This window comes from Pseudomonas sp. MYb327 (assembly GCF_040438925.1).
Taxonomy (GTDB): domain Bacteria; phylum Pseudomonadota; class Gammaproteobacteria; order Pseudomonadales; family Pseudomonadaceae; genus Aquipseudomonas.
Genome location: NZ_CP159258.1, coordinates 2270879 through 2293054, shown reverse-complemented (window position 1 = coordinate 2293054; position 22176 = coordinate 2270879). Strand labels below are relative to the sequence as shown.

Sequence of the window (22176 nt, the reverse complement as noted above, 5' to 3'; positions counted from 1 at the left end):
AAAGGGCGGGTTCAGGACAGAACAGGTTGCAGGCGGCCGCTGGCACGACGATACAAATACAAGGTCGCGCACAGCGCACAGAGCGCGGCAAAACTCATCCAGTAGCCAGGCGCAGCCTTGTCGCCGGTGTATTGGATCAGGAACGTCGACATCGCCGGGGTGAATCCACCGAACACCGCGGTGGCCAGGCTATAGGCCAGGGAGAACCCCGCCACCCTTACTTCCACCGGCATGATTTCGGTCAGCGCCGCAATCATCGCGCCGTTGTACAAGCCATAGATGAAGGACAGCCAAAGCAGCACGAGCAACATGTTGAGGAAACTCGGGGCCTGCACCAGATAGGACAGAACCGGATAGGTCGTGGCCAGCGCCAGCAGGGCCATGGCGATCAACACCGGGCGTCGGCCGATGCGGTCGGACAACGCGCCGCCAATGGGCAACCAGAAGAAGTTCGAGACGCCCACCAGCAGAGTCACCAGCAGCGCATCGGACGTACTCAAATGCAGCACGGTTTTACCAAAGGTCGGCGCGTACACGGTGATCAGGTAAAAAGCCGTGGTGGTCAGGGCGACCATCATCATGCCGGCGAACACAATCACCCAGTTCTGCGCCAAAGTGCGGAATACATCGCCCATGCTCGGACGGTGTTTGCGGGCAGTAAATTCTTCGGTTTCTTCGAGATTTCGCCGCAGAATGAAGATGAACGGCACGATCAGGCAACCGACGAAAAACGGAATCCGCCAGCCCCAATCGGCAATCATTGCTGGCGCCATCCATTGGTTCAAGCCGTAACCCAGCGCTGCAGCGACGACGATCGCCACTTGCTGACTGGCCGATTGCCAACTGGTGAAAAAGCCTTTATTGCCTGGTGTGGCGATTTCCGCCAGATAAACCGAGACTCCACCCAGTTCCGCACCGGCGGAGAAGCCTTGCAGCAACCGTCCGACCAGGACAAGGGCGGGAGCAAACAAACCGATGGTTTCGTAGCCGGGCACCAACACAATCAAAATCGTGCCGCTGGCCATGATCGACAAGGTGACGATCAACCCTTTGCGTCGACCCACATCATCGATGTACGCCCCTAGTACCACCGCGCCCAGTGGTCGCATCAAAAAGCCTGCGCCGAAAACGGCAAAGGTCATCATCAACGAGGCGAACTCGCTGCTGGCCGGGAAGAACACGGCAGCAATCTGGGTGGCGTAAAAGCCGAAAAGAAAGAAGTCGAACTGTTCGAGAAAATTGCCCGAGGTGACTCGGAAGATCGCACTGGCACGGGAGCGTCCGCGCGGAATTGAGGCTGTCATAGAAGTACTCCACCGCTTTATGACGTGTGCCGCCTGGACGCGGCGCACGGTTCTTATTGAGGCGGATAGTGGAGCAGGGGGATTGATATGATAAGTGCGTTTTTGGCATGCATTGATGTGCCAGGCGGATCAATCGCGTTGAGACGTGCACCCGACGGCTGCGTTAAAGCAGTTCTCCCTTATCCCAGAGCCGTACCAACTCGCCCGGCGCCTGATCTTCCGGCACCTTCAACACCATCCGGTCATCTTGCTCACCGGTGCGATAGCGCAGTTCAATCTGATAAAAGCGCTGATCGCCACGGCCGGAGGATGGGCTGGTGAGCGGCAAACAACCTTCGAGCAATGAGCAGATACGCGTTCGTTGATCGAGATTACATTGCGCGAACTCGATTTCCCGTGGGCGGGTCAGGGCCTGAATCATCGCCACTCCGCCCTGACGCGAAAGGCGAACGACGGCTTGGTCGTCTAGCGTTGGCAGGGTTTTCATGTCGCCTCCCCAGTCAGATTCACACCCACGTCAGCCCAACCCTTGCGCACGGCAGATGCCTCATGGGCACTGAAGCGCTTACCGGCATACTCAATCGTCAAATGCGCGAAGGCGATGAAGGACGCTTCGCGGTTCAAGCGCTGGTCGCACAAAGCGTCGTACCAGATGCGCCCGGCTTTCTCCCAGGCAAAACCGCCCAGCGCCTTGGCCACGAGATAGAACGCCCGATTGGGAATGCCCGAGTTGATGTGCACGCCGCCATTGTCCTCTTGCGTGATGACGAATTTGCGCATGTGATCCGGTTGCGGGTCCTTGCCAAGCAGCGGGTCGTCATAAGCCGTGCCCGGATGGGCCATCGAGCGCAGGCCGATGCCTTTGATTCGCGGTGTCAGCAAGTCTGCACCGATCAGCCAGTCCGCCTCGTCGGCGGTATGGCCCAGGACATGCTGCTTGATCATCACGCCAAACACGTCCGACAGCGATTCATTCAGCGCACCGGACTGGTCGGCATACACGAGACCGGCTTCGCTTTCGATCACGCCATGGGTCAATTCGTGGCCGACCACATCCAGCGAGCGGGTGAAACGCTCGAAGATTTCACCATCGCCGTCTCCGAAGACCATCTGCGAGCCATTCCAAAATGCATTTTCATAGTGCTGGCCGTAATGCACGCTCCCAACCAGGGCAAAACCCTTGTTGTCGATCGAGTCGCGGCCAAGCACCTTCCAGAAGAAATCGTAGCTGGCACCCAGCGCATCGTAGGCTTCATCGACCGCCGGATCGCCGCTCGCCGGTTGTCCCTCAAGACGCACCGGCATGCCGGGCAGGAGCATTTTCCCCAACGCATCATAAATGCTGCGCTGTACCGTCCCTGGTTTCTCGCTTTGCAGGAGTATCGCCGCAGCAGGAGGGCGCGATGGTGCCCCTGGCTGGTGCCGCAAGGTTCGAACATGAGTCAGCGTGGACATCGCACTGGAACGCTGGTGCTCGGAACCATGCGCCACGATACGGTTGAGAATGTAAGGCGGGATAAAACTGCGCAGCGCCGGAGAGTCAGTCATCAGAGCATCCCTTCTGAATAGAGGTTGATACTTATTGTGAGCAGCGGATCATGTTTCGGTTCCACCAATTGCCATCCGCACCGGTTTCTGCGAAAACCTTCGCCCGCGCTCTAAACAATCGGGCGAACGTAAACGAGTATGAACATGAACGACGAACTGCAAATCATCGACCTTGCGCCCGGCGACGGTAAAGCCGCCATCAAAGGCGCGCTGATCACCACTCAATACCGCGGCTGGCTTGAAGACGGCACTGAATTCGACTCTTCCTACAGCCGAGGGAAACCTTTCCAGTGCGTGATCGGCACCGGTCGCGTGATAAAGGGTTGGGATCAGGGAATCATCGGCATGCAGGTCGGGGGCAAGCGCAAGCTGCTGGTGCCGGCCCACCTGGCCTATGGCGAGCGCACAATGGGCAAGATCGCGCCAAATTCGAATTTGATTTTCGAGATCGAATTGCTGGAAGTGCTGACGCGGGATGATTGATTGGGGTATGCGTTGAAACAATGAAACCTGCCATCTTTGCGAAAGAGATAGCAGGTTTTCTTATATTTATAGGATCGGACGTGATCAATGGAGGCGCCTGTCAGGAGCTTCAAGATCAGATAAAAAGCCCAATATCATCAAGGGTGTCCGCCACAATCGCCGCTAGGCTAGGAGACGTTCTTTTCACCTTATCCAGCGCCGATAAAATGATTTCCATATCCAACTTGCCATGTCTGCGGGCTAGATGACCTATCGCTGTTACGGCGGCGGCTTTCACGGATTCCGAATTGTGCTCAAGATGTTCCAGGCAGGTGGATTGAGCCCATCCAAGGTCTTCCTCGTTAAGGCCGATAGAGACCAGCGCGCCCACAATGTTGGTTTCCTGGTGACTAGCAAGAAAACGGATTGCTTGATCGTGGCTCATCGACGGGTCTTGATAATACAGGCTCACTTTTCAACTCCCGAAATATTGCCTTTGTTATCGACTTTTTGCGCCTTGATAAGCGCGTTTTTCATATCCTGATGGAGTTTATCCCAAGACCTGACATGGCCGTGGTACACGTCACCTTTTTCCAGCGGAGGAATTCCTGATCGCCCTGAAGGCTCAATGGGAGGGGTCCAAATCAGCGTGACGCCATCGCCAAAATCAGCAACTTGCTGCGAGCCTTGGGGTTTAAACGTAACGACAGGAATGAACTCCCAATCACGTCTAGTTTGGGTGTTGTATCCATAGCCTTTTAATGTCCCATCAGCTTGTTGCTCAACACGCAATCGAACACGTGTGCGTGCCCGATTTAGTGATCTGAGTTGCTCCTCAGTATATAAGGCGCTGACACCCAGACTAGAAGGTGCCAGCATCGCAACTAGCCCTAACAATCCACCGGTAGCAACGCCGGCGGTTACTAAGTCAGCTCACTTGGTCTCATTTCCCGGCGAGTACGGTGGTGTCCGTCACCGGAGGGCGGAGTCAAAACACTCGATCCCTGTAGGAGCTGGCGAAGCCTGCGATCTTTTGATCTTGAGTTTCAGCGGATTGTGTACCCGCTATCGACCACCCAATCTTGCCCGAAGACATTACGCGCGCCGTTGCCGAGTTGGAACAGGATCACGTCGGCGACCGCACCTGGCTCCAGGAATTGACCGTCGAGCAAGCGATGATTGACGGTGCTGGCGACAGCACTCAATTCCTCATCTTTCAAGCCCAGGGTCGACCAGATAGGTGTAGCGGTTGGCCCCGGGGAGACGGTATTGATGCGAATGCCGTGCGGGGCCAGTTCTACCGCCAGGGTGCGGGCGTGGGTGATCAAGGCGGACTTGGACGCAATGTAGGCGGCCAGACCCGGAAAAGTCACCTGCGCGAGGAAGGTGCCAGTAAATACCACCGAGGCAGACGCCGCCAAATGCCCGCGGAGGCAGGCCAGGGTGTTCAGCGCACCGGCACCGTTGACTGCCCATTGCCGGTCGAACGCCGCGAGATCGAGGCCATCAGCCAGTTCCGCAATACCGGCGTTAGGCACCAGGTAACTGACCGGGCCCATGGTCGAAGCCTGTTTAGCCAGCCGCGCCAGGTCGTCTGCTTGGGTGACATCACCGGCCACCCAGGTCAGCTGTGTGGTAAAGCGTTCAGCCAGTTCACCCAAGGCGCCGATTTGACGCGACATGGCCAGCACCCGGGCGCCTTGGGCGAGCAACCGCTCGGTGACGGCCAGGCCGATTCCGGAACTGGCGCCGGTGACGACGGCCAAGCGATCTTCAAAAGCATTGTTCATACATTGATTCCTCTTTTGGTAAATAAGCCTTCGCAGGGTAATTACCAAAAATCGGGCCAACGCCTGGAGGCTGATAACACCGGCACTTGCAGCCCATTGCGGTTATTTTGACTCGATGGGAATGTGGTCGTTATGACTCGACCTGGTCTTTTTGACTGACATGTTTACCTCGGGAAATTCAAACGTTTACAGCGGCTTGAAGCGCAATCGGAATCCTTGGTCTTACTTCACGAACTCGGCGGGTTCTATCATTCATCGCGATTTTTCAGTAGCGTCGCCGCGATCACATCAAGCAGTTGGAAGGAAAATCGATGTCGTCATTCAACGAATTCAGGGAGATGGTTCAACGGCTGGATGCCGCTTATCGACACTGGACCGGCGCACCGTTACCCACGCCGGAGAACCTGAACGACGAGGAGCGGCTGGATTGGTTGCACGCTCAAGCGCCTTACGCACTGCTAGCCCATGGCACTGAAGCTGACCCGCTTTTTTACTATGCCAACGAGCAGGCGCTCGTCAGCTTCAAATACCCACGCTCGGAATTCATCGGCATGCCATCGCGTTTCAGCGCATCGCCATTGGACAGGGAGATGCGCCAGACCCTGCTGGCACAGGTCACCGCCAAGGGCATTGCACATGGCTACAGCGGCTATCGGGTAGACCGCGCAGGGAAAGCCTTCATGATCCACCAAGGCAGTGTCTGGACCCTGATCGACGAGCAGGGCGCGCGCTGTGGCCAGGCGGCATTGTTCTGGCCGGACCCGGAACGAGCGGGGCAACTCTACTGAACAAACCATGAAAGCCAGGCAAAAAAAACGCCGCTGTCGAAGAACGAGAGCGGCGATTTTTTGAGCGGGTGAGACGTCAGGTTAAACCTTGACGATCCAGCCTGCTGGCGCTTCGATGTCGCCGGTTTGTACGCCAGTCAGCTCTTTGTAGAGCTTCTGGGTGATCGGGCCGACTTCGGTTTCGCTGTGGAACACGTGCAGGTGATCGTTGTAGTTGATGCCGCCGATTGGCGTGATCACCGCAGCAGTGCCGCAGGCGCCGGCTTCTTTGAAGTCCGACAGCTTGTCGATGAACACGTCACCTTCGATCACTTCCAGGTCCAGACGGGTTTTCGCCAGCTCGATCAGCGACAGACGGGTGATGCCCGGCAGTACCGACGGCGAGTTCGGGGTCACGAACTTGTTGTCGTGGGTGATCCCGAAGAAGTTGGCCGAACCGACTTCCTCGATCTTCTTGTGGGTCAGAGGATCCAGGTAGATGCAGTCGGCGAAGTGCGCTTTCTTGGCCTGGAAACCTGGCATCAGGCTGGCGGCGTAGTTGCCACCGACCTTGGCGGCACCGGTGCCTTGTGGCGCGGCGCGGTCGTAGCTGGAGATCAGGAAGTTATGCGGGGTCAGGCCGCCCTTGAAGTAGGCGCCGACCGGGATCGCAAATACCGAAAAGATGAATTCGGGGGCGGTACGCACGCCGATGTTGTCACCCACGCCGATCACGAACGGTCGCAGGTACAGCGCGCCGCCGGTGCCATAAGGCGGGATGAAACGCTCGTTGGCGCGAACCACTTCCTTGCACGCCTCGATGAACTGCTCGGTGGACACATGCGGCATCAGCAGGCGGGCGCAGCTGCGCTGCATGCGCGCGGCGTTCTGGTCCGGGCGGAACAGGTTGATCGAGCCGTCCTTGCAACGATAGGCCTTCAGGCCTTCGAAGCATTGCTGGCCATAGTGAAGGGCAGTCGAACCTTCGCTGATGTGCAGCACGTTGTCTTCGGTCAGGGTGCCTTTGTCCCACTCGCCATTACGCCAGTACGACAGATAGCGCTTGTCGGTCTTGATGTAGTCAAAACCCAACTTGTCCCAATTGATGCTTTCGTTACCCATGACACCCTCTATCACTTAACAACCGCCGAAACGGTTCAAGGCTTCTGACGTTTTTCCGGATGGGCACAACAATACTTCATTCCGGGCCGATTTCGCAGCCCGGACTATCGGATGACGGGCAGATAAATCGAGTTGCTCTCAAGAAATCGCTGGCAGGCTTGCTCCCACAGGGGAGTGCATTCCAAATGTGGGAGCCAGCCTGCTGGCGATGGAGCCATCCCTGCCATCCTCAGTTACAGGTGAAGCGCATGCCCCAAAGCCCGCAATGCCGCTTCCTGAACGGCTTCGCCCAGGGTCGGATGCGCATGGATGGTGCCTCCGATGTCTTCCAGCCGCGCGCCCATCTCCAGGCTTTGCGCGAACGCTGTCGACAACTCCGATACCCCGACACCCACCGCTTGCCAGCCGACAATCACATGATTGTCCCGACGAGCGACCACGCGCACGAAGCCGCTTTTCGATTCCAGTGTCATCGCCCGGCCATTGGCGGCAAACGGGAAGCTGGAAACGATGCAGTCCAGGCCGGCAGCCTTGGCTTCGTCCGGGGTCTGGCCAACCACCACCAGTTCCGGATCGGTGAAGCACACCGCAGCTATCGCGGTCGGGTTGAACAAGCGGCTCTTGCCGCTGATCAGCTCCGCGACCATTTCACCCTCGGCCATGGCGCGGTGCGCGAGCATCGGTTCGCCGCTCAGGTCGCCGATGGCATACACATTGCGCATGCTGGTCTGGCAGCGGTTGTCGATCTTGATCGACGAGCCGTTCATGTCCAGATTCAGCGCTTCGAGGTTCCAGCCCTGGGTGTTCGGTTTGCGACCGACGGCCACCAGCACCTGATCGGTTTCAAGATTCAATGTGTCGCCATTCGGGTCGAGAACTTGCAGCGTATTAGCTTGTGAATCAAAGGCTTGTATGCTGTGTTTCAAGTAAAGTTTCACGCCAAGTCTTTTCAATTCATCGTGCACGGGCTGGGTCAGTTCGGCGTCGTAGGCAGGCAGGATGCGTTCCTGAGCCTCGACCACGCTGACCTCGGCGCCGAGCTTGCGATAGGCAATCCCCAACTCCAGACCGATGTAACCGCCACCGACCACGATTAGACGTTTAGGCACGGAGGTCGGTGCCAAGGCTTCGGTGGAGGAAATGATCGGGCCGCCAATCGGCAACATCGGCAGATTCACGCTTTTCGAACCGGTGGCCAGCACCAGGTGCTCGCATTGGATGCGCGTATCGCCGACGTCGACGGTTTTGCCATCGACTACCTTGGCCCAGCCTTGAATGACCTGGACCTTGTTCTTTTTCAGCAACGCCGCAACGCCGGTGGTCAGGCGATCGACGATGCCATCCTTCCACTCGACGCTTTTGCTGATGTCGAGGGTGGGGGCCGACACGCTGATGCCCAACGCCGAATGCTGGCTGTGGTGTTGCGTCTGGTGAAACTGTTCGGCGACGTGGATCAACGCCTTCGACGGGATGCAGCCGATGTTCAGGCAGGTGCCGCCCAACGATTGACCTTCCACCAGAATGGTGGGAATGCCCAGTTGCCCGGCACGGATCGCCGTCACATAACCGCCAGGACCACCGCCGATGATCAGCAGTGTGGTGTTCAGAGTTTGCATGCTGCTCTCCAACAAAAATCAGTCCACAAACAAGGTGGCGGGTTGTTCGAGCAGGCCACGGACGGCCTGGATGAATTGCGCCGCGTCCATGCCATCGACCACGCGGTGATCGAAGGAGCTGGAGAGGTTCATCATCTTGCGAATCACGATCTGGCCTTTGACGACCATTGGGCGTTCTACGATTTTGTTCACGCCAACAATCGCCACTTCCGGCAGATTCAGCACCGGCGTGCTGACGATCCCGCCCAACGCGCCGAGGCTGGTCAGGGTGATGGACGAGCCGGACAATTCATCGCGGCTGGCCTTGCCGTTACGTGCGGCGGTGGCCAAACGAGAGATTTCCGTAGCGCTGTCCCACAGGCTGCGGGCTTCGGCGTGACGCACCACCGGCACCATCAAACCGATATCGGCCTGGGTGGCGATGCCGACATGCACAGCGCCGAGGCGCGTGATGACCTGGGCTTCGTCGTCGTAACGGGCGTTGATCTGCGGGAAATCACGCAGGGCAACGACCAGGGCGCGGACCAGGAATGGCAGCAAGGTCAACTTGCCGCGGGTCGCTCCGTGTTTGTCGTTGAGGTGCGCGCGCAATTCTTCTACGGCAGTCACGTCGATTTCTTCGACATAGCTGAAGTGCGCGGCACGTTGCGTGGCGTCCTGCATACGCTGGGCGATCTTGCGACGCATGCCGATCACCTGAATCTGTTCTTCGTCATTGCGTTGGGCATAGGCGCTGCTGACGGTCGAAGCATTCGACTGACCTTGCGCCAAGTAGGCGTCGAGGTCTTCGTGAAGTACACGACCGGCCGGGCCGGTGCCGCGTACCAGACGCAATTGAATGCCGAGGTCCAACGCGTGTTTACGCACGGCCGGGGAGGCCAGCGGGCGCTCGTTGGCTTCGCGGGCAACCATCGGCCCTTGGCACACGACTGGGCGTGGCGATGCGGCAGGCGCCGGTTTGCTTTCCACGACAGCTTCAATTTTCGGCGCCGTAACCGGCGCTTCCTTCACGACCGCGGCTGCAGGCTGGGACGATTCCTTAACGTTGCCCGCGCCTTCGACTTCAATGCTGATCAGCACACTGCCAACCGCCATGACTTCGCCCGGCTGACCACCGAGGGCAATGACCTTGCCATGCACCGGCGACGGGATGTCGACCATCGCCTTGTCTGTCATGACATCGGCGAGCACCTGATCTTCGACGACCATGTCGCCGATCTTGACGTGCCACACCGACAATTCAACTTCTGCAATGCCTTCACCAATGTCCGGCATTTTAATAACGTGCGTGCCCATTCAGACCTCCATAACCCGTTTCAAAGCCGCGCCCACACGGGACGGGCCAGGGAAATACGCCCACTCTTGCGCGTGCGGGTAGGGGGTGTCCCATCCGGTGACGCGTTCGATCGGCGCTTCCAGGTGGTGGAAGCAGTGCTCTTGCACCAGCGCGGCCAACTCGGCACCGAAACCGCAAGTGCGGGTAGCTTCGTGAACGATCACACAGCGCCCGGTTTTCTTCACAGACTTGGTGATGGTTTCCAGGTCCAGCGGCCACAGGCTGCGCAGGTCGATGACTTCGGCGTCGATGCCGGTTTCTTCAGCGGCCACTTGCGAGACGTACACCGTGGTGCCGTAAGTCAGGATGGTCACGTCCTTGCCCGGACGGGTGATGGCGGCGACGTCCAGCGGTACGGTGTAGTAACCGTCCGGAACTTGTGCGGATGGATGCTTCGACCACGGCGTTACCGGGCGGTCGTGATGGCCGTCGAACGGGCCGTTGTACAGGCGTTTCGGCTCCAGGAAGATCACCGGGTCATCGTTTTCGATGGAGGCGATCAACAGGCCTTTGGCGTCGTAGGGGTTGGATGGCATCACGGTGCGCAAACCGCACACCTGGGTGAACATCGCTTCGATGCTCTGGCTGTGGGTCTGGCCGCCGTAGATGCCGCCGCCGCAAGGCATGCGCAGGGTCATCGGTGCGGTGAACTCGCCGGCCGAGCGATAACGCAGGCGGGCAGCTTCGGAAATGATCTGGTCCGAGGCCGGGTACACGTAGTCGGCGAACTGGATCTCGGCCACCGGACGCAGGCCATAGGCGCCCATACCCACGGCGACGCCGACGATGCCACTTTCGGAAATCGGCGCGTCGAACACGCGGGAAGTGCCGTACTTGTTCTGCAGACCTTCGGTGCAGCGGAATACGCCGCCGAAGTAGCCGACGTCCTGGCCGAAGACCACGACGTTGTCGTCACGCTCAAGCATCACATCCATGGCCGAGCGCAGGGCCTGGATCATGGTCATGGTGGTCGTGGTCATGGCGGTGTCCAACTGAATATTGTTGTTGTGGTCGTTCATCTCAGATCCCCAACTCTTGACGCTGGCGCTTCAAGTGCTCCGGCATCTCTTTGTAGACGTCTTCGAACATGGTCGCGGCGCTTGGAATCTGGCCACCGGCGAGGGTGCCGAATTTTTCAGCTTCTTTCTGCGCGGCAATCACTTCGGCTTCCAGCTCGGCGCTGACGGCGGTGTGTTCCTCTTCGGACCACTGGCCAACCTTGATCAGGTGCTGCTTGAGACGCGCGATCGGGTCGCCCAACGGGAAGTGGCTCCAGTCGTCGGCAGGACGGTATTTGGACGGGTCATCAGAAGTCGAGTGCGGACCGGCGCGGTAGGTGACCCATTCGATCATGGTCGGGCCGAGGTTGCGTCGGGCGCGTTCGGCGGCCCAGGCAGAAGCGGCATAGACCGCATAGAAATCGTTGCCATCGACCCGCAGGGACGCAATGCCGCAACCGACGCCACGACCGGCGAAAGTAGTGGCTTCACCACCGGCAATCGCCTGGAAGGTCGAGATCGCCCACTGGTTGTTGACCACGTTGAGGATCACTGGTGCGCGATACACGTGGGCAAAAGTCAGGGCGGTGTGGAAGTCCGATTCAGCGGTGGCGCCGTCGCCGATCCACGCCGAAGCGATTTTGGTATCGCCCTTGATCGCCGAGGCCATGCCCCAGCCGACAGCCTGAACGAATTGAGTGGCGAGGTTGCCGGAAATGGTGAAGAAACCGGCCTCTTTCACCGAGTACATGATTGGCAATTGACGTCCCTTGAGCGGATCGCGCTCGTTGGACAGCAGTTGGCAAATCAGGTCCACCAGCGGAACTTCGCGGGCCATGAGAATGCTTTGCTGGCGGTAGGTCGGGAAGCACATGTCGTCGATGTTCAGCGCCAGGGCTTGCGCGCTGCCGATGGCTTCTTCGCCGAGACTCTGCATGTAGAACGACATCTTCTTCTGACGTTGTGCGACCACCATGCGGTTGTCGTAGATCCGCGTCTTGAGCATGGCGCGCATGCCTTTGCGGAGGATCTCGACCGGGACGTTTTCGGCCCACGGACCCAAGGCATTGCCCTGGTCGTCGAGTACGCGAATCAGGCCCTTGGCCAAGTCGGCGGTGTCGGATGGTTCAACGTCAACGAGGGGTTTGCGCACCGTGCCGGCATCGGTCAGGTGCAGGTAGGAGAAGTCGGTTTTACAGCCGGGTCGTCCCGAGGGTTCGGGTACGTGCAGGCGAAGCGGTTCGTACGCTTGGGTCATGGCTTCTACGCTCGATCTTGTGAATTTCTTGTAGTGAGCTGACAGATTTCGTTCTGTGGAAGAAATCTTGTCCTACAACAATCATAGGCCCGGCCAAGAAGAATATTTCTCTCTGTTTCGTTGCGCTCAAGATCATTTGCAGATAAAAAATCTGCATAAACATAAAAAACAGGTGGTTTTGTCTCATGCGCAAACTGGACCGTACCGATATCGGCATTCTCAACAGCCTTCAAGAGAACGCGCGAATCACCAATGCTGACCTCGCACGCTCGGTCAACCTCTCGCCAACGCCATGCTTCAACAGGGTCAAGGCGATGGAGGAATTGGGGCTGATTCGTGAGCAAGTGACCCTGCTCGATGCCGACCTGTTGGGCTTGCACGTCAACGTGTTCATCCACGTCAGCCTGGAAAAACAAGTGGAAGAAGCGTTGCAGCATTTTGAAGAGGCGATATCGGATCGTCCGGAAGTGATGGAGTGTTACTTGATGGCCGGCGACCCGGATTACTTGATCCGGGTGCTGGTGCCGACCATTCAGTCACTGGAGCGTTTCATGATGGACTTTCTGACCAAGGTGCCGGGGGTGGCGAACATTCGGTCGAGCTTTGCGCTCAAGCAGGTGCGCTACAAGACCGCGTTGCCGTTGCCGGCGAATGGCTTGACGTTGGGGGCTTGATCACGCCACACCGCAAACCCGTAGGAGCCGGCTTGGCGATGGCGCCCGTGAGATCGCCATCGCCAGCAAGCCGGCTCCTACAGATTTGGGTTTACTAAAACCGTTTGGGGCTCAGAATTTGTTCAGGGGTATTTTCAGGTAGGTCACGCCATTTTCTTCCGCCGGCGGCAAATTCCCGGCCCGCACATTGACCTGAATCGCTGGCAGCAGCAGCGTCGGCATGCCCAGCCCGGCATCACGCCGGGTGCGCATGTCGACGAAGGCGGCTTCGTCGATGCCGTCGCGCACGTGGATGTTGCTTTTACGCTGCTCACCCACCGTGGTCATACAACTCGTTTCACGAGCCTCGGGCGGATAATCGTGGCAGACGTAGAGGCGCACGCTGGCGGGGAAGGCCAGCAGTTTGCGAATCGAGGTGAACATCTGATGGGCATCGCCGCCCGGAAAGTCGCAGCGCGCGGTGCCGACGTCCGGCATGAACAGCGTATCGCCCACCAGAATCACATCGTTGTCGATCAGGTACGCCATGTCCGCTGGCGTATGGCCGGGCACATGCAGCGCCGTGGCATTGAGGTTGCCGATGCGAAATGACTCGTCGGCAGCGAAGAGGTGATCGAATTGAGAACCGTCGATGCAAAATTCCGCTTCAAGATTGAACAGCCCCTTGAATACGTCCTGAACCTTGCAGATCGACTGGCCAATGGCGATCCTGCCGCCCAGCTCCCGACGCAGATAAGGCGCAGCGGACAGATGATCGGCGTGGGCGTGAGTCTCCAGCAACCATTGCACCTGCAACTGGTGTTCGCGAACGAAGGTAATGATCTTGTCGGCCTGGGCGGTAGTCGTTCGACCTGCAGTAGGGTCGTAATCGAGCACCGAGTCGACGATCGCGCACTGCCCGCCATCGGATTCGTAAATCACGTAGCTGTAGGTTGACGAGGCGGGGTCGAGGAAGGCTTCAATCAAGGCGGGCATGTTGGTTGTTTCTGGGTGGACAAGCCATGAGGTTAGTTTCATTTTCCCTGGCTTGACCAGCCCCTCGTTAAATCCATGCAGGAAAAAAGCGCCGTGGGCTCTATCCTGTCATTCAATCGATACCGGGCGTTCCCGGCTTTTTGTGGATCTCGAGAGTTTTATGTTGCTGGCGAGTTTTTTTGGTGTGGTGATGGGGATGGTGCTCGGGTTGACCGGGGCCGGAGGCGGCATCCTTGCCGTACCAGCGCTGGTGCTGGGTTTGGGTTGGAGCATGACCACGGCGGCGCCCGTTGCGCTGTTCGCGGTGGGAAGCGCGGCGGCAGTCGGTGCCATCGATGGTCTGCGTCATGGACTGGTGCGCTATCGGGCGGCGATGTTGATTGCATTGCTGGGGGCGGTTTTTTCTCCGCTGGGCATTTATTTCGCCCATCAGCTGCCCGAACGAATCCTGATGATACTGTTCAGTCTGTTGATGGTCATGGTGGCCGCACGAATGCTGCGTCGTGAACGCAAGGACGACGGCCCGAACGATCACGGCCACGCCAACTGGGGGCAGAAAAACTGCATGCTCGATCAACAGACCGGCCGCTTTTCCTGGACCGCTAAATGCACCGCGACCCTCGCAGCTCTCGGCGCGGTGACCGGTGTGGTCTCGGGGTTGCTCGGTGTAGGCGGTGGCTTTCTGATCGTCCCGGCGTTCAAACAGCTGACCGACGTGCAAATGCGCGGAATCGTCGCCACCTCGCTGATGGTGATCAGCCTGATCTCGGCCATCGGTGTGATCGGCGCACTGCATGCCGGTGTGCGCATCGACGGATTGGGCGTTGCCTTCATCGTCGCCAGCATTGTCGGCATGATCATTGGCCGCAAACTCTGCGCGCGAGTGCCGGCGCGGGCCTTGCAGATCGGATTCGCCAGTGTCTGCCTGATCGTCGCCGTCTACATGCTGCTGCGCGCCTGAGGCTTACAACGCCCGATATTGCAGGCTGAAGGTCAGTTCAGTCGATTGCCCTTGCTCGAGCAAACGCAACCCTGGCCGACCTGGCAAGTGATGCGCATTGACCGGATGGCTGACCGGTTCGATGCAGAAAAAACCCAGGCCCACCGGGCAGTAAAGCAGGTAGTAATCGCTGCCAGTGGCCTGGCACTCCAGTTCATAACCGAGGTCCGGTTGCTGGATCAGGCATTGCCCGTCCCAGTTGCAGAAACCGTTGTCGACCAGCGTCTCTGGCAACGCCATGGTTTGCTGGAAATCCCATTCGTCAGGTAACGCGACCTGTTGCGTCGGCAGCTTGGACGCGTCGCACAACCAGACCTGCTCGGCATTGGCCTGCAGTCGCGTGTTCGCTGTACGTGGAAAGTAAGGGTGCAGACCGAGCCCGTGCCACGCAGGGCTGTCAGCCAAATGCGTCACTTGCAGTTCGATGCTCAATCGGCCTTTGCTCAGATGGAAGCGCTGCCGGGCGCGATAGGCGAATGGCGTTTGGCTGTCGAGTTGCAGCACCACTTCGTTCGATGCCTGGGAAATCACTTGCCACGGCTGCTGCCAGGCGCTGCCGTGGATCGGCAAAGGATCGGTAAGACTGTTAGGGGTCAGCGACTGCCAGCCATCCGGACAATCGAATCCGCCTCCGGCGATTCGGTTTGACCACGGAATCAACGGAAAGCAACCCAGTTTGCCGGGCAGGCCGGTGCTCTGCGCATGGTCATCGGCATGGCGCAACAGTGGTTGGCCGGTGCTGCGTTCGGCCCAGTTGACGATGCTGGCGCCGAGTTCGGGGGCGAGGGTGAGGTGAGTGAATTCGTCTTCGAGTTCGAGCAGTGTCATTTGATTGGCTCAGTGAGGGCTTTTGTGGCGAGGGAGCTTGCTCCCTCGCCACAAGTAGTTGATGGTCTGCGTTACAACACCAAATGCGGCAGCCACAGCGACAGAGCGGGAATGTAGGTCACGGCCATCAGCACCAGGAACAGCACGCCGTAGAACGGCAGCAGGGCTTTCACGGTTGATTCGATACTGACTTTACCCACGGCCGACCCCACGAAAAGTACCGCACCCACTGGCGGTGTTATCAAACCAATCCCCAGGTTAACCAGCATGATCATGCCGAACTGTACCGGGTCCACGCCAATGCCGAGAATGACCGGCATCAGGATTGGCGTGAGGATCAGGATCAGCGGCGCCATGTCCATCACGGTGCCAAGCAACAGCAGCATGACGTTGATGCACATCAGAATCACGTAACGGTTGTCCGACAGGGTCAGGAACATCGTGGTGATTTTTGCCGGGATCTGCATCAGCGTCATGATGTAGCCGAAGCTGGCGGCGAAGCCGATCAGGATCATCACGATCGAAATCGTCCGCACCGTGCGGTGCATCAATTTCGGCAGTTCGCTCCATTTGTAGTCGCGGTAGATGAACATGGTCACGAAGAACGACCACAGCACGGCGATGGCCGCCGATTCGGTCGCAGTGAAAATGCCCGAGAGTATGCCGCCGAGAATGATGACCATCGCCATCAGGCCCCACAGCGCTTCGCCGCAGATCTTCAGCGCTTCGCGCATCGGAATGACTTCGCCTTTGGGATAGTCACGCTTCTTGGCGAAGATCAGGCACAGCACCATCAGGCACGCGCTCATCAGCAAGCCCGGGACAACGCCGGCCATGAACAGCGAAGCAATCGACACCGTGCCGCCAGCGGCCAGTGAATAGAGCACCGAGTTGTGGCTCGGTGGAGTCAGTAGGGCTTGGACCGAGCCACTGACAGTCACCGCGGTGGCGAAGTCCCGTGGATAGCCGCGACGTTCCATTTCAGGAATCAGTACCGAACCGACCGAAGCGGTATCGGCCACCGAAGAGCCGGAGATTGCACCGAAGAATGTCGAAGCCATGATGTTGACCAACGACAGGCCGCCACGCACGAACCCGACCAGCACACCGGCGAACGCTACCAGGCGGCGGGACATGCCGCCTTCGGCCATGATTGCGCCGGCCAGTACGAAGAACGGAATCGCCAGCAAGGAGAATTTGTTCACGCCCCCGGCCACCTGAATCATCAGCGCCTGGAACGGAATGTCGATCCAGAACGCACCGATCAGCGCGGAAAGCCCCAGCGCGTAGGCGACTGGCATGCCGATCAGGATCAACGCGATAAAGCTGCCCAGCAGAATAAAAGCGTCCATTCAGGCAGCCCCTTCATTTTCTTCAACGAGGTCGAAACGCACGACCCGACGGTTGCTCTGGTCACCGAGCAAGAGTTTTTCCAGGACAAAAATCAGCGTCAGCACGCCGCCCACCGGAATCGGCATGTAGGTGATACCGACGCGCAGGGTCGGCAGGGCGCTCATGAACTGGTTCCAGGTCGACAGGCAAAGCTTGGTGCCCCAGATCGCCATGAACAGGCTGATGGTCGCCATCAGCAATTGCGCAAACACGCTCATGGCCTTGCGCATGTTGGGCTGCATGCGATCAGTGAGCATCGCCACCGCCATGTGCGAGCCGGAACGATAGCTGGCAGCCGCGCCGATGAAGGTGAAGACCATCATCAACAGGATGGCAGTGGGCTCGGGCCAGCTGGAGCCGGTGCCAAGCACATAACGGGCAAACACGCCCCAGGGAATGATCAGCGCAATGGCCAGTACGGAGAGCCCGGCGACCCAGATACAGGTCATGTAGAGCTTGTCATTGAAACGTAGCAGCAGATTCTTCATCGGGTTCCACCGTAACCGGGCGCGCACGGACGTCTTCCAACGTCAGTGGCGCCGGGCCTTTCTTGAATGCAGGGAGGTTTACTGAACGGCTTCGATACGCTTGATCAGGTCGACGTAAGGTGCGCCGTATTTTTCGCGGATCGAGGCGGTCGCCTCATAGAAAGGTTTTTTGTCGACGGTGATGAACTCGACGCCGGCAGCCTTGAGTTTTTCTTCACTGCTGGCCGATTTCGCGTCCCACAGGGTGCGTTCCTGTGCCTGTGCGGCTTTGGCGGTTTTCTTCACCAGCGCCTGTTGCTCGGGGGTGAGTTTTTCCCAGGTGATCTTCGACATCACAATGGGTTCAGGCAGGATCAGGTGCCCGGTCAGGCTGTAGAACTTGGCGTTCTGGTAGTGGTTGTGTTCGAGCAGGGTCGGTGGATTGTTTTCGGCGCCGTCGATTACGCCAGTCTGCAGCGCACTGAAGATTTCGCCGGTGTCCATCGCGATGCCGTTACCGCCCATGGCATTGATGGTTTCAATGAACATCGGGTTGCCTTGCACGCGGATCTTCATGCCTTTGAGGTCCGCGAGGCTGCGCACCGGTTTCTTGGTGTAGATGTTGCGCGTGCCGCCATCCATCCAGGCCAGGGCCACCAGGCCGAATTCGGAGTTGGTGATTTTGCCGAGGATTTCGTCGCCGATCTCGCCGTCGATGACTTTGCGCATGTGCGCCTGGTCACGGAACACGAACGGCATGTTGAACACGTTCACGTCTGGCACCACCGGCCCGACGATGCCGAGGCTGACCCGGGCCATCTGGACCGCGCCGACCTGGGCCTGCTCGACGACTTCTTTTTCCGAGCCGAGCACACCGCCGGCGAACATCTTGAAGGTGAGTTTGCCGTCGCTGTCGGCCACCAGGGTTTTACCCAGTTGTTCCTCGGCGACTACGGTCGGATAGCCGGCGGGATGGATGTCGGCGAATTTGATTTCCAGCGCGTGTGCGGCACTGCTGAGGGTGAGGGCGAGAGTGCAGGTGAGCGGGAGTGCAGCGGCGAGCAAGGTGCGTTTGAAGTCCATGGGGTGAGTCTCCAGTCTTGTTATTGTTGTATTCAAAGGCGCAGCGGTGCAGCAAAAGCAAGTACGACAGATGCGGTTACAGCGAAGCGTTGAAAACAGGTTCGGGTAAACCTTTGACGCCTGGGTCGAGGGCGAAAACGCCGCCGGCCAGCGACTGTTCGTCATGGTCGTCACCGGGGCGAATCGAGGTCACGAACAGCGTGTCCAGTCGACTGCCACCGAAGGCGCACATGGTGGGTTTTTTCACCGGTACGGTGAGGGAGCGGTCGAGCCGACCGTCGGGCGTAAAGCGATGGATCAGTCCGGCGTCGTTGGCACAGATCCAGTAGCAGCCTTCGGCATCGACCGCCGCGCCATCGGGGCGGCCGCAGAACTGATTCATGTCGACGAACACCCGACGGTTGGACGGCGTGCCGCTGTCGATGTCGTAGTCGAAGGCCCAGATTTGCTGACTTAAAGGGTGAGAGTCGGACAGGTACATCGTGCCTCCGTCCGGGCTGAAAGCCAGGCCATTAGGCACGAGGAGCCTGCCCATTTGTGCCGCAAGCGGCCCGCGTTGCCCGGCGCTGTAGCGATAGAGCGTGCCGTTGGCGGCATTGGCGCCCATGTTGAGCACCATGCTGCTGGCCCAGAACCGCCCTTGACGGTCGCAGCGGCCATCGTTCAGCCGCATGTCCGGGCGGACGTGTTCAACAGAGGCCAGCAGATCGCTATCGAGGCTGCCGTCGTTATGCGCACGCAAGCGAAAGAACCCGCTCTCCATGCCGGCGACCCAGCCGCCATCAGGATGACGGACGATGCATGCGAGCATTTCCGGGGTTTTCCAGGCATTCACATGACCGGTTTCTGCGTCCCAGCGTTGCAGGCCTCCGGCAGGAATATCCACCCAGTACAGGGCGTTTTCCTCGGGGACCCAGACCGGGCTTTCACCGACCGCATTGCGGGCATCGACAATCAGTTCCGCTTGCATGGCAACTCATTCCCTTGGTTTTTTGTTGTTTGGGCTCAAGTGAAAGAGGCTGATTCAGTCACCGAACGGGCCGGATGCAACGAACGCACCACCCTGGTAAACCATCGCCGGGTCATCGGCTGCAGGCATCGGCTGGGCTTCGACTTTTTCACGGAACACTTCGGAAGTGTCCTGTGGTGCGTAGCCCAGGGCCGTGGCGTAGCGGTTGTCCCACCAAACATTCTTGTTGTCGGAAGCGCCGTAGACCACGGTGTGGCCGACATTCGCGGCGTACAACGCGCATTCGATCAATTGTGTCAGGTCGCCGAAGCTCAGCCAGGTGCTCATCATCCGGCGGTTTTGCGGTTCCGGGAACGAAGAGCCAATGCGGATGCTGACGGTCTCGATGCCGTAGCGATCGAAGTAGAAGGAGGCCATGTCTTCGCCGTAGGACTTGGACAAGCCGTAGTAGCTGTCCGGGCGGCGAGGGGAGTGGGCGTCGATGACTTCGTCCTGCTTGTAGAAGCCGATGACGTGGTTGGAGCTGGCGAAAATCACGCGCTTTACGCCATGACGGCGCGCCGCTTCATAGATGTGGAATACGCCGCAGATGTTGGCGCCCAGGATTTCTTCGAACGGGCGCTCTACCGACACACCGCCGAAATGCAGGATTGCGTCCACGCCTTCGACCAGTTGATGCACGGCTTGCTTGTCGGCGAGGTCGCAAGGCACGATTTCTTCGCGGTCATCAATGGCCGGCGCGATGTCGGCGATGTCTGAAAGGCGAATGACATTGGCGTAAGGGCGCAGGCTTTCGCGCAAGACTTTACCGAGGCCACCGGCGGCGCCGGTCAGCAGCAGGCGATTAAAAGGAGTGCGGGCGGTAGCAGTGTTCGTCATGGGAATCCTGGACATCGGTTATTGTTTTGAATTCGTTGTAGGTTGTCGTACGACTGACTCGAAGTATCGTAAGGGTTTCCGGGTCTTGTCAACGCGACTTTGGTGGAAATTGACGGAGGGTCATGCGGCACGCCTGTGACACGTGGCGAGGGGGATTGCTCCCGCTCGGCTGCGCGGTAGTCGTCGATGTAGAGGCCTCGTGGCTTGTGGAAATTTGCAGGGGGCCGCTACGCGACCCGGCGGGAGCAAGCTCCCTCGCCACATGTTCATGTGCCTGCAAAAAACCGTTACAACAGCGAAATCGGATAGCTGATGAAAATCCGGTTTTCATCGAACTCGTTGGTGCTGAAGTTCTTGCGGATGCTCGCGTTACGCCATTTGACGTTGAGGCTCTTCAGCGGACCACTTTGCACGGTGTAGGCCAGTTCCGATTCGCGGCCCCATTCCTTGCCGTCGGTGATGGTGCCGGTATGCACGTTGTCACCGCTGATGTAGCGGTTCATCAGGGTCAGGCCAGGAACGCCGAGTGCGACGAAGTTGTAGTCATGGCGCACCTGCCAGGATTTTTCCTTGGCATTGTCATAACTGGAGTTGTAACTGTCGTTGGCCAGGGTGCCGCCGCTGGTACCGTTGACCCGCATCCACACGTCGTCGCCGCTGAGTTTCTGCAGGCCGACATAGAAAGTGTTGCCGCCGTATTTGGCCGAAAGCAGGGCGAAGGCGGTTTTGTTGTCGAGGTCGCCGGCCAGTGCGCTGCCGTCTTCCTTGCCGATGAAGTAGCCGAGGTTGGCGCCGAGGGTCCAGTCGCCAATTGGCTGGCTGTGGCTCAGGTTGAAATATTGTTGCTGATAGATGTCGCTAAGCTCGGCATACCACACGCCGATCTGAGTGCGTTTTTCGTTGAAGGCGTATTCACCGCCGCCGAAGTTGAAACGGTCCGAGGCGAAGGCCGCGGATTTACCGTTCATGAACATGTCTTCCATGCTCGCATCGTTACGCGGGCTGTTCTTGCGGAACTGACCACCGTACAGCGTCAAGCCGCTGATTTCGGTGGAGGTAACCTGACCACCCTGGAAGGTTTGTGGCAGCGAACGGCCATCGTCGGAGCGCAGGATTGGCAGCACCGGCATCCACTCACCGACCTTCAGCTCGGTTTTCGAGATCTTGCCTTTCAGCGCGACGCCCAGGCGACCGAAGCTGTCGGCAGGACGGCCATCACCATGGATCGGCAGCAATTGTGTGCCCCCGGTGCCTTTGCCACCATCGAGCTTGACCGAAAGCAGCCCCAGGACATCCACACCGAAGCCGACCGGGCCCTGAGTGAAGCCTGACTTGGAATCGAGGATGAAGTTCTGCGTCCACTCTTCAGCCTTGCCTTGAGGGTAGGCCGGGTTGGTGTAGTTGCGATTGAAGTAGGCGTTGCGCAGGTTCAGCGTGGCCTTGGCGTCATCGGTAAAACCTTCGGCCTGGCTGGTCGCTGGCAGGGCGAGCAACAGGCTGCTGCAACCGATGAGGCTCATGGTGCTGCGGCGGGCGAAGGATGAATGCTGGAATCGGGCGGAGGAATTGCGGACGAGCTTGCTCACTGTGACGCTCCATTCTCTTTTTGTTATTTTTTGTCATACGTCGTCGTACAACATTGGAGGCGATTATTTGCGAGGTGTTTCGGGGTTGTCAATCAGAAGTTATAGGATGACTGCCAGCGAC

Annotated in this window: 22 protein-coding genes and 1 pseudogene; 4 read left to right on the top strand and 19 right to left on the bottom strand. The window is 58.7% G+C overall.

Features of this window, described 5'->3' with window-relative positions; translation table 11 throughout:
* Nucleotides 1–11 precede the first annotated feature (11 nt).
* The 3 genes from ABVN21_RS10245 to ABVN21_RS10235 form a co-directional block, all read right to left on the bottom strand.
* On the bottom strand, nt 12–1304 hold the full coding sequence (locus tag ABVN21_RS10245) for an MFS transporter (RefSeq protein WP_339553839.1): 1293 nt from the start codon (nt 1302–1304) through the stop codon (nt 12–14).
* Between the two features lie 163 nt (nt 1305–1467).
* The gene (locus tag ABVN21_RS10240) at nt 1468–1791 is read right to left on the bottom strand and encodes a protealysin inhibitor emfourin (RefSeq protein WP_339553838.1); all 324 of its coding nucleotides are present in this window, start codon (nt 1789–1791) and stop codon (nt 1468–1470) included.
* Complete coding sequence (locus tag ABVN21_RS10235) at nt 1788–2852, bottom strand: M4 family metallopeptidase (RefSeq protein ID WP_339553837.1); 1065 nt, start codon at nt 2850–2852, stop codon at nt 1788–1790. The genes ABVN21_RS10240 and ABVN21_RS10235 overlap by 4 nt, the downstream gene beginning before the upstream one ends.
* Nucleotides 2853–2996: 144 nt before the next feature.
* On the opposite strand from ABVN21_RS10235, the gene ABVN21_RS10230 reads away from it, so the two are divergent.
* On the top strand, nt 2997–3335 hold the full coding sequence (locus ABVN21_RS10230; RefSeq protein WP_339553836.1) for an FKBP-type peptidyl-prolyl cis-trans isomerase: 339 nt from the start codon (nt 2997–2999) through the stop codon (nt 3333–3335).
* Nucleotides 3336–3450: 115 nt separating this feature from the next.
* On the opposite strand, the gene ABVN21_RS10225 is transcribed toward ABVN21_RS10230, so the two are convergent.
* The 3 genes and pseudogenes from ABVN21_RS10225 to ABVN21_RS10215 all read right to left on the bottom strand — a co-directional run bounded on the left by ABVN21_RS10225 (nt 3451) and on the right by ABVN21_RS10215 (nt 5104).
* Nucleotides 3451–3786 (bottom strand): hypothetical protein, encoded by a 336-nt coding sequence (locus ABVN21_RS10225; protein ID WP_339553835.1) that lies wholly within the window; start codon nt 3784–3786, stop codon nt 3451–3453.
* Between the two features lie 119 nt (nt 3787–3905).
* Nucleotides 3906–4241 (bottom strand): annotated as a pseudogene (locus ABVN21_RS10220) (S-type pyocin domain-containing protein); the annotation flags it as partial.
* A 119-nt stretch (nt 4242–4360) separates the two neighbouring features.
* A complete protein-coding gene (locus ABVN21_RS10215) occupies nt 4361–5104 on the bottom strand; it encodes an SDR family oxidoreductase (protein ID WP_339553834.1) in 744 nt (247 codons plus the stop codon).
* 311 nt (nt 5105–5415) lie between these two features.
* On the opposite strand from ABVN21_RS10215, the gene ABVN21_RS10210 reads away from it, so the two are divergent.
* The gene (locus tag ABVN21_RS10210; RefSeq protein WP_339553833.1) at nt 5416–5892 is read left to right on the top strand and encodes an MEKHLA domain-containing protein; all 477 of its coding nucleotides are present in this window, start codon (nt 5416–5418) and stop codon (nt 5890–5892) included.
* Between the two features lie 81 nt (nt 5893–5973).
* Here ABVN21_RS10210 and ABVN21_RS10205 read toward each other — a convergent pair whose 3' ends face one another.
* From ABVN21_RS10205 to ABVN21_RS10185, 5 genes are all read right to left on the bottom strand, one after another.
* Complete coding sequence (locus ABVN21_RS10205; RefSeq protein WP_339553832.1) at nt 5974–6993, bottom strand: branched-chain amino acid aminotransferase; 1020 nt, start codon at nt 6991–6993, stop codon at nt 5974–5976.
* Between the two features lie 233 nt (nt 6994–7226).
* Entirely contained in the window at nt 7227–8609 is a 1383-nt protein-coding gene (gene lpdA, locus ABVN21_RS10200; RefSeq protein ID WP_339553831.1) for a dihydrolipoyl dehydrogenase, read from the bottom strand.
* Between the two features lie 18 nt (nt 8610–8627).
* Nucleotides 8628–9905 carry a dihydrolipoamide acetyltransferase family protein gene (locus tag ABVN21_RS10195; RefSeq protein ID WP_339553830.1) on the bottom strand — a complete coding sequence of 426 codons (1278 nt, stop codon included), beginning with the start codon at nt 9903–9905 and terminating at the stop codon, nt 8628–8630.
* On the bottom strand, nt 9906–10964 hold the full coding sequence (locus ABVN21_RS10190; protein WP_339553829.1) for an alpha-ketoacid dehydrogenase subunit beta: 1059 nt from the start codon (nt 10962–10964) through the stop codon (nt 9906–9908).
* A gap of 1 nt (nt 10965) precedes the next feature.
* Nucleotides 10966–12201, bottom strand: a complete 1236-nt coding sequence (locus tag ABVN21_RS10185) for a 3-methyl-2-oxobutanoate dehydrogenase (2-methylpropanoyl-transferring) subunit alpha (RefSeq protein WP_339553828.1) — start codon at nt 12199–12201, stop codon at nt 10966–10968.
* A 185-nt stretch (nt 12202–12386) separates the two neighbouring features.
* Between ABVN21_RS10185 and bkdR the strand changes: the two genes are divergently transcribed.
* Nucleotides 12387–12875 carry a Bkd operon transcriptional regulator BkdR gene (gene bkdR, locus ABVN21_RS10180; protein ID WP_025111414.1) on the top strand — a complete coding sequence of 163 codons (489 nt, stop codon included), beginning with the start codon at nt 12387–12389 and terminating at the stop codon, nt 12873–12875.
* 111 nt (nt 12876–12986) lie between these two features.
* Here bkdR and ABVN21_RS10175 read toward each other — a convergent pair whose 3' ends face one another.
* A complete protein-coding gene (locus ABVN21_RS10175) occupies nt 12987–13850 on the bottom strand; it encodes an MBL fold metallo-hydrolase (RefSeq protein WP_339553827.1) in 864 nt (287 codons plus the stop codon).
* Nucleotides 13851–14010: 160 nt separating this feature from the next.
* On the opposite strand from ABVN21_RS10175, the gene ABVN21_RS10170 reads away from it, so the two are divergent.
* On the top strand, nt 14011–14811 hold the full coding sequence (locus ABVN21_RS10170; RefSeq protein WP_339553826.1) for a sulfite exporter TauE/SafE family protein: 801 nt from the start codon (nt 14011–14013) through the stop codon (nt 14809–14811).
* 3 nt (nt 14812–14814) lie between these two features.
* Here ABVN21_RS10170 and ABVN21_RS10165 read toward each other — a convergent pair whose 3' ends face one another.
* The 7 genes from ABVN21_RS10165 to ABVN21_RS10135 form a co-directional block, all read right to left on the bottom strand.
* Entirely contained in the window at nt 14815–15678 is an 864-nt protein-coding gene (locus tag ABVN21_RS10165; RefSeq protein ID WP_339553825.1) for an aldose 1-epimerase, read from the bottom strand.
* A gap of 71 nt (nt 15679–15749) precedes the next feature.
* Nucleotides 15750–17030 (bottom strand): TRAP transporter large permease, encoded by a 1281-nt coding sequence (locus tag ABVN21_RS10160; protein ID WP_034148866.1) that lies wholly within the window; start codon nt 17028–17030, stop codon nt 15750–15752.
* The gene (locus tag ABVN21_RS10155; protein ID WP_339553824.1) at nt 17031–17558 is read right to left on the bottom strand and encodes a TRAP transporter small permease; all 528 of its coding nucleotides are present in this window, start codon (nt 17556–17558) and stop codon (nt 17031–17033) included.
* A gap of 78 nt (nt 17559–17636) precedes the next feature.
* Nucleotides 17637–18620 (bottom strand): TRAP transporter substrate-binding protein, encoded by a 984-nt coding sequence (locus ABVN21_RS10150; RefSeq protein WP_339553823.1) that lies wholly within the window; start codon nt 18618–18620, stop codon nt 17637–17639.
* Between the two features lie 76 nt (nt 18621–18696).
* Complete coding sequence (locus ABVN21_RS10145; RefSeq protein ID WP_339553822.1) at nt 18697–19590, bottom strand: SMP-30/gluconolactonase/LRE family protein; 894 nt, start codon at nt 19588–19590, stop codon at nt 18697–18699.
* 54 nt (nt 19591–19644) lie between these two features.
* Nucleotides 19645–20469, bottom strand: a complete 825-nt coding sequence (locus tag ABVN21_RS10140; RefSeq protein WP_339553821.1) for an NAD(P)-dependent oxidoreductase — start codon at nt 20467–20469, stop codon at nt 19645–19647.
* Nucleotides 20470–20756: 287 nt separating this feature from the next.
* On the bottom strand, nt 20757–22055 hold the full coding sequence (locus ABVN21_RS10135; protein ID WP_339553820.1) for an OprD family porin: 1299 nt from the start codon (nt 22053–22055) through the stop codon (nt 20757–20759).
* Between the last annotated feature and the right edge of the window lie 121 nt (nt 22056–22176).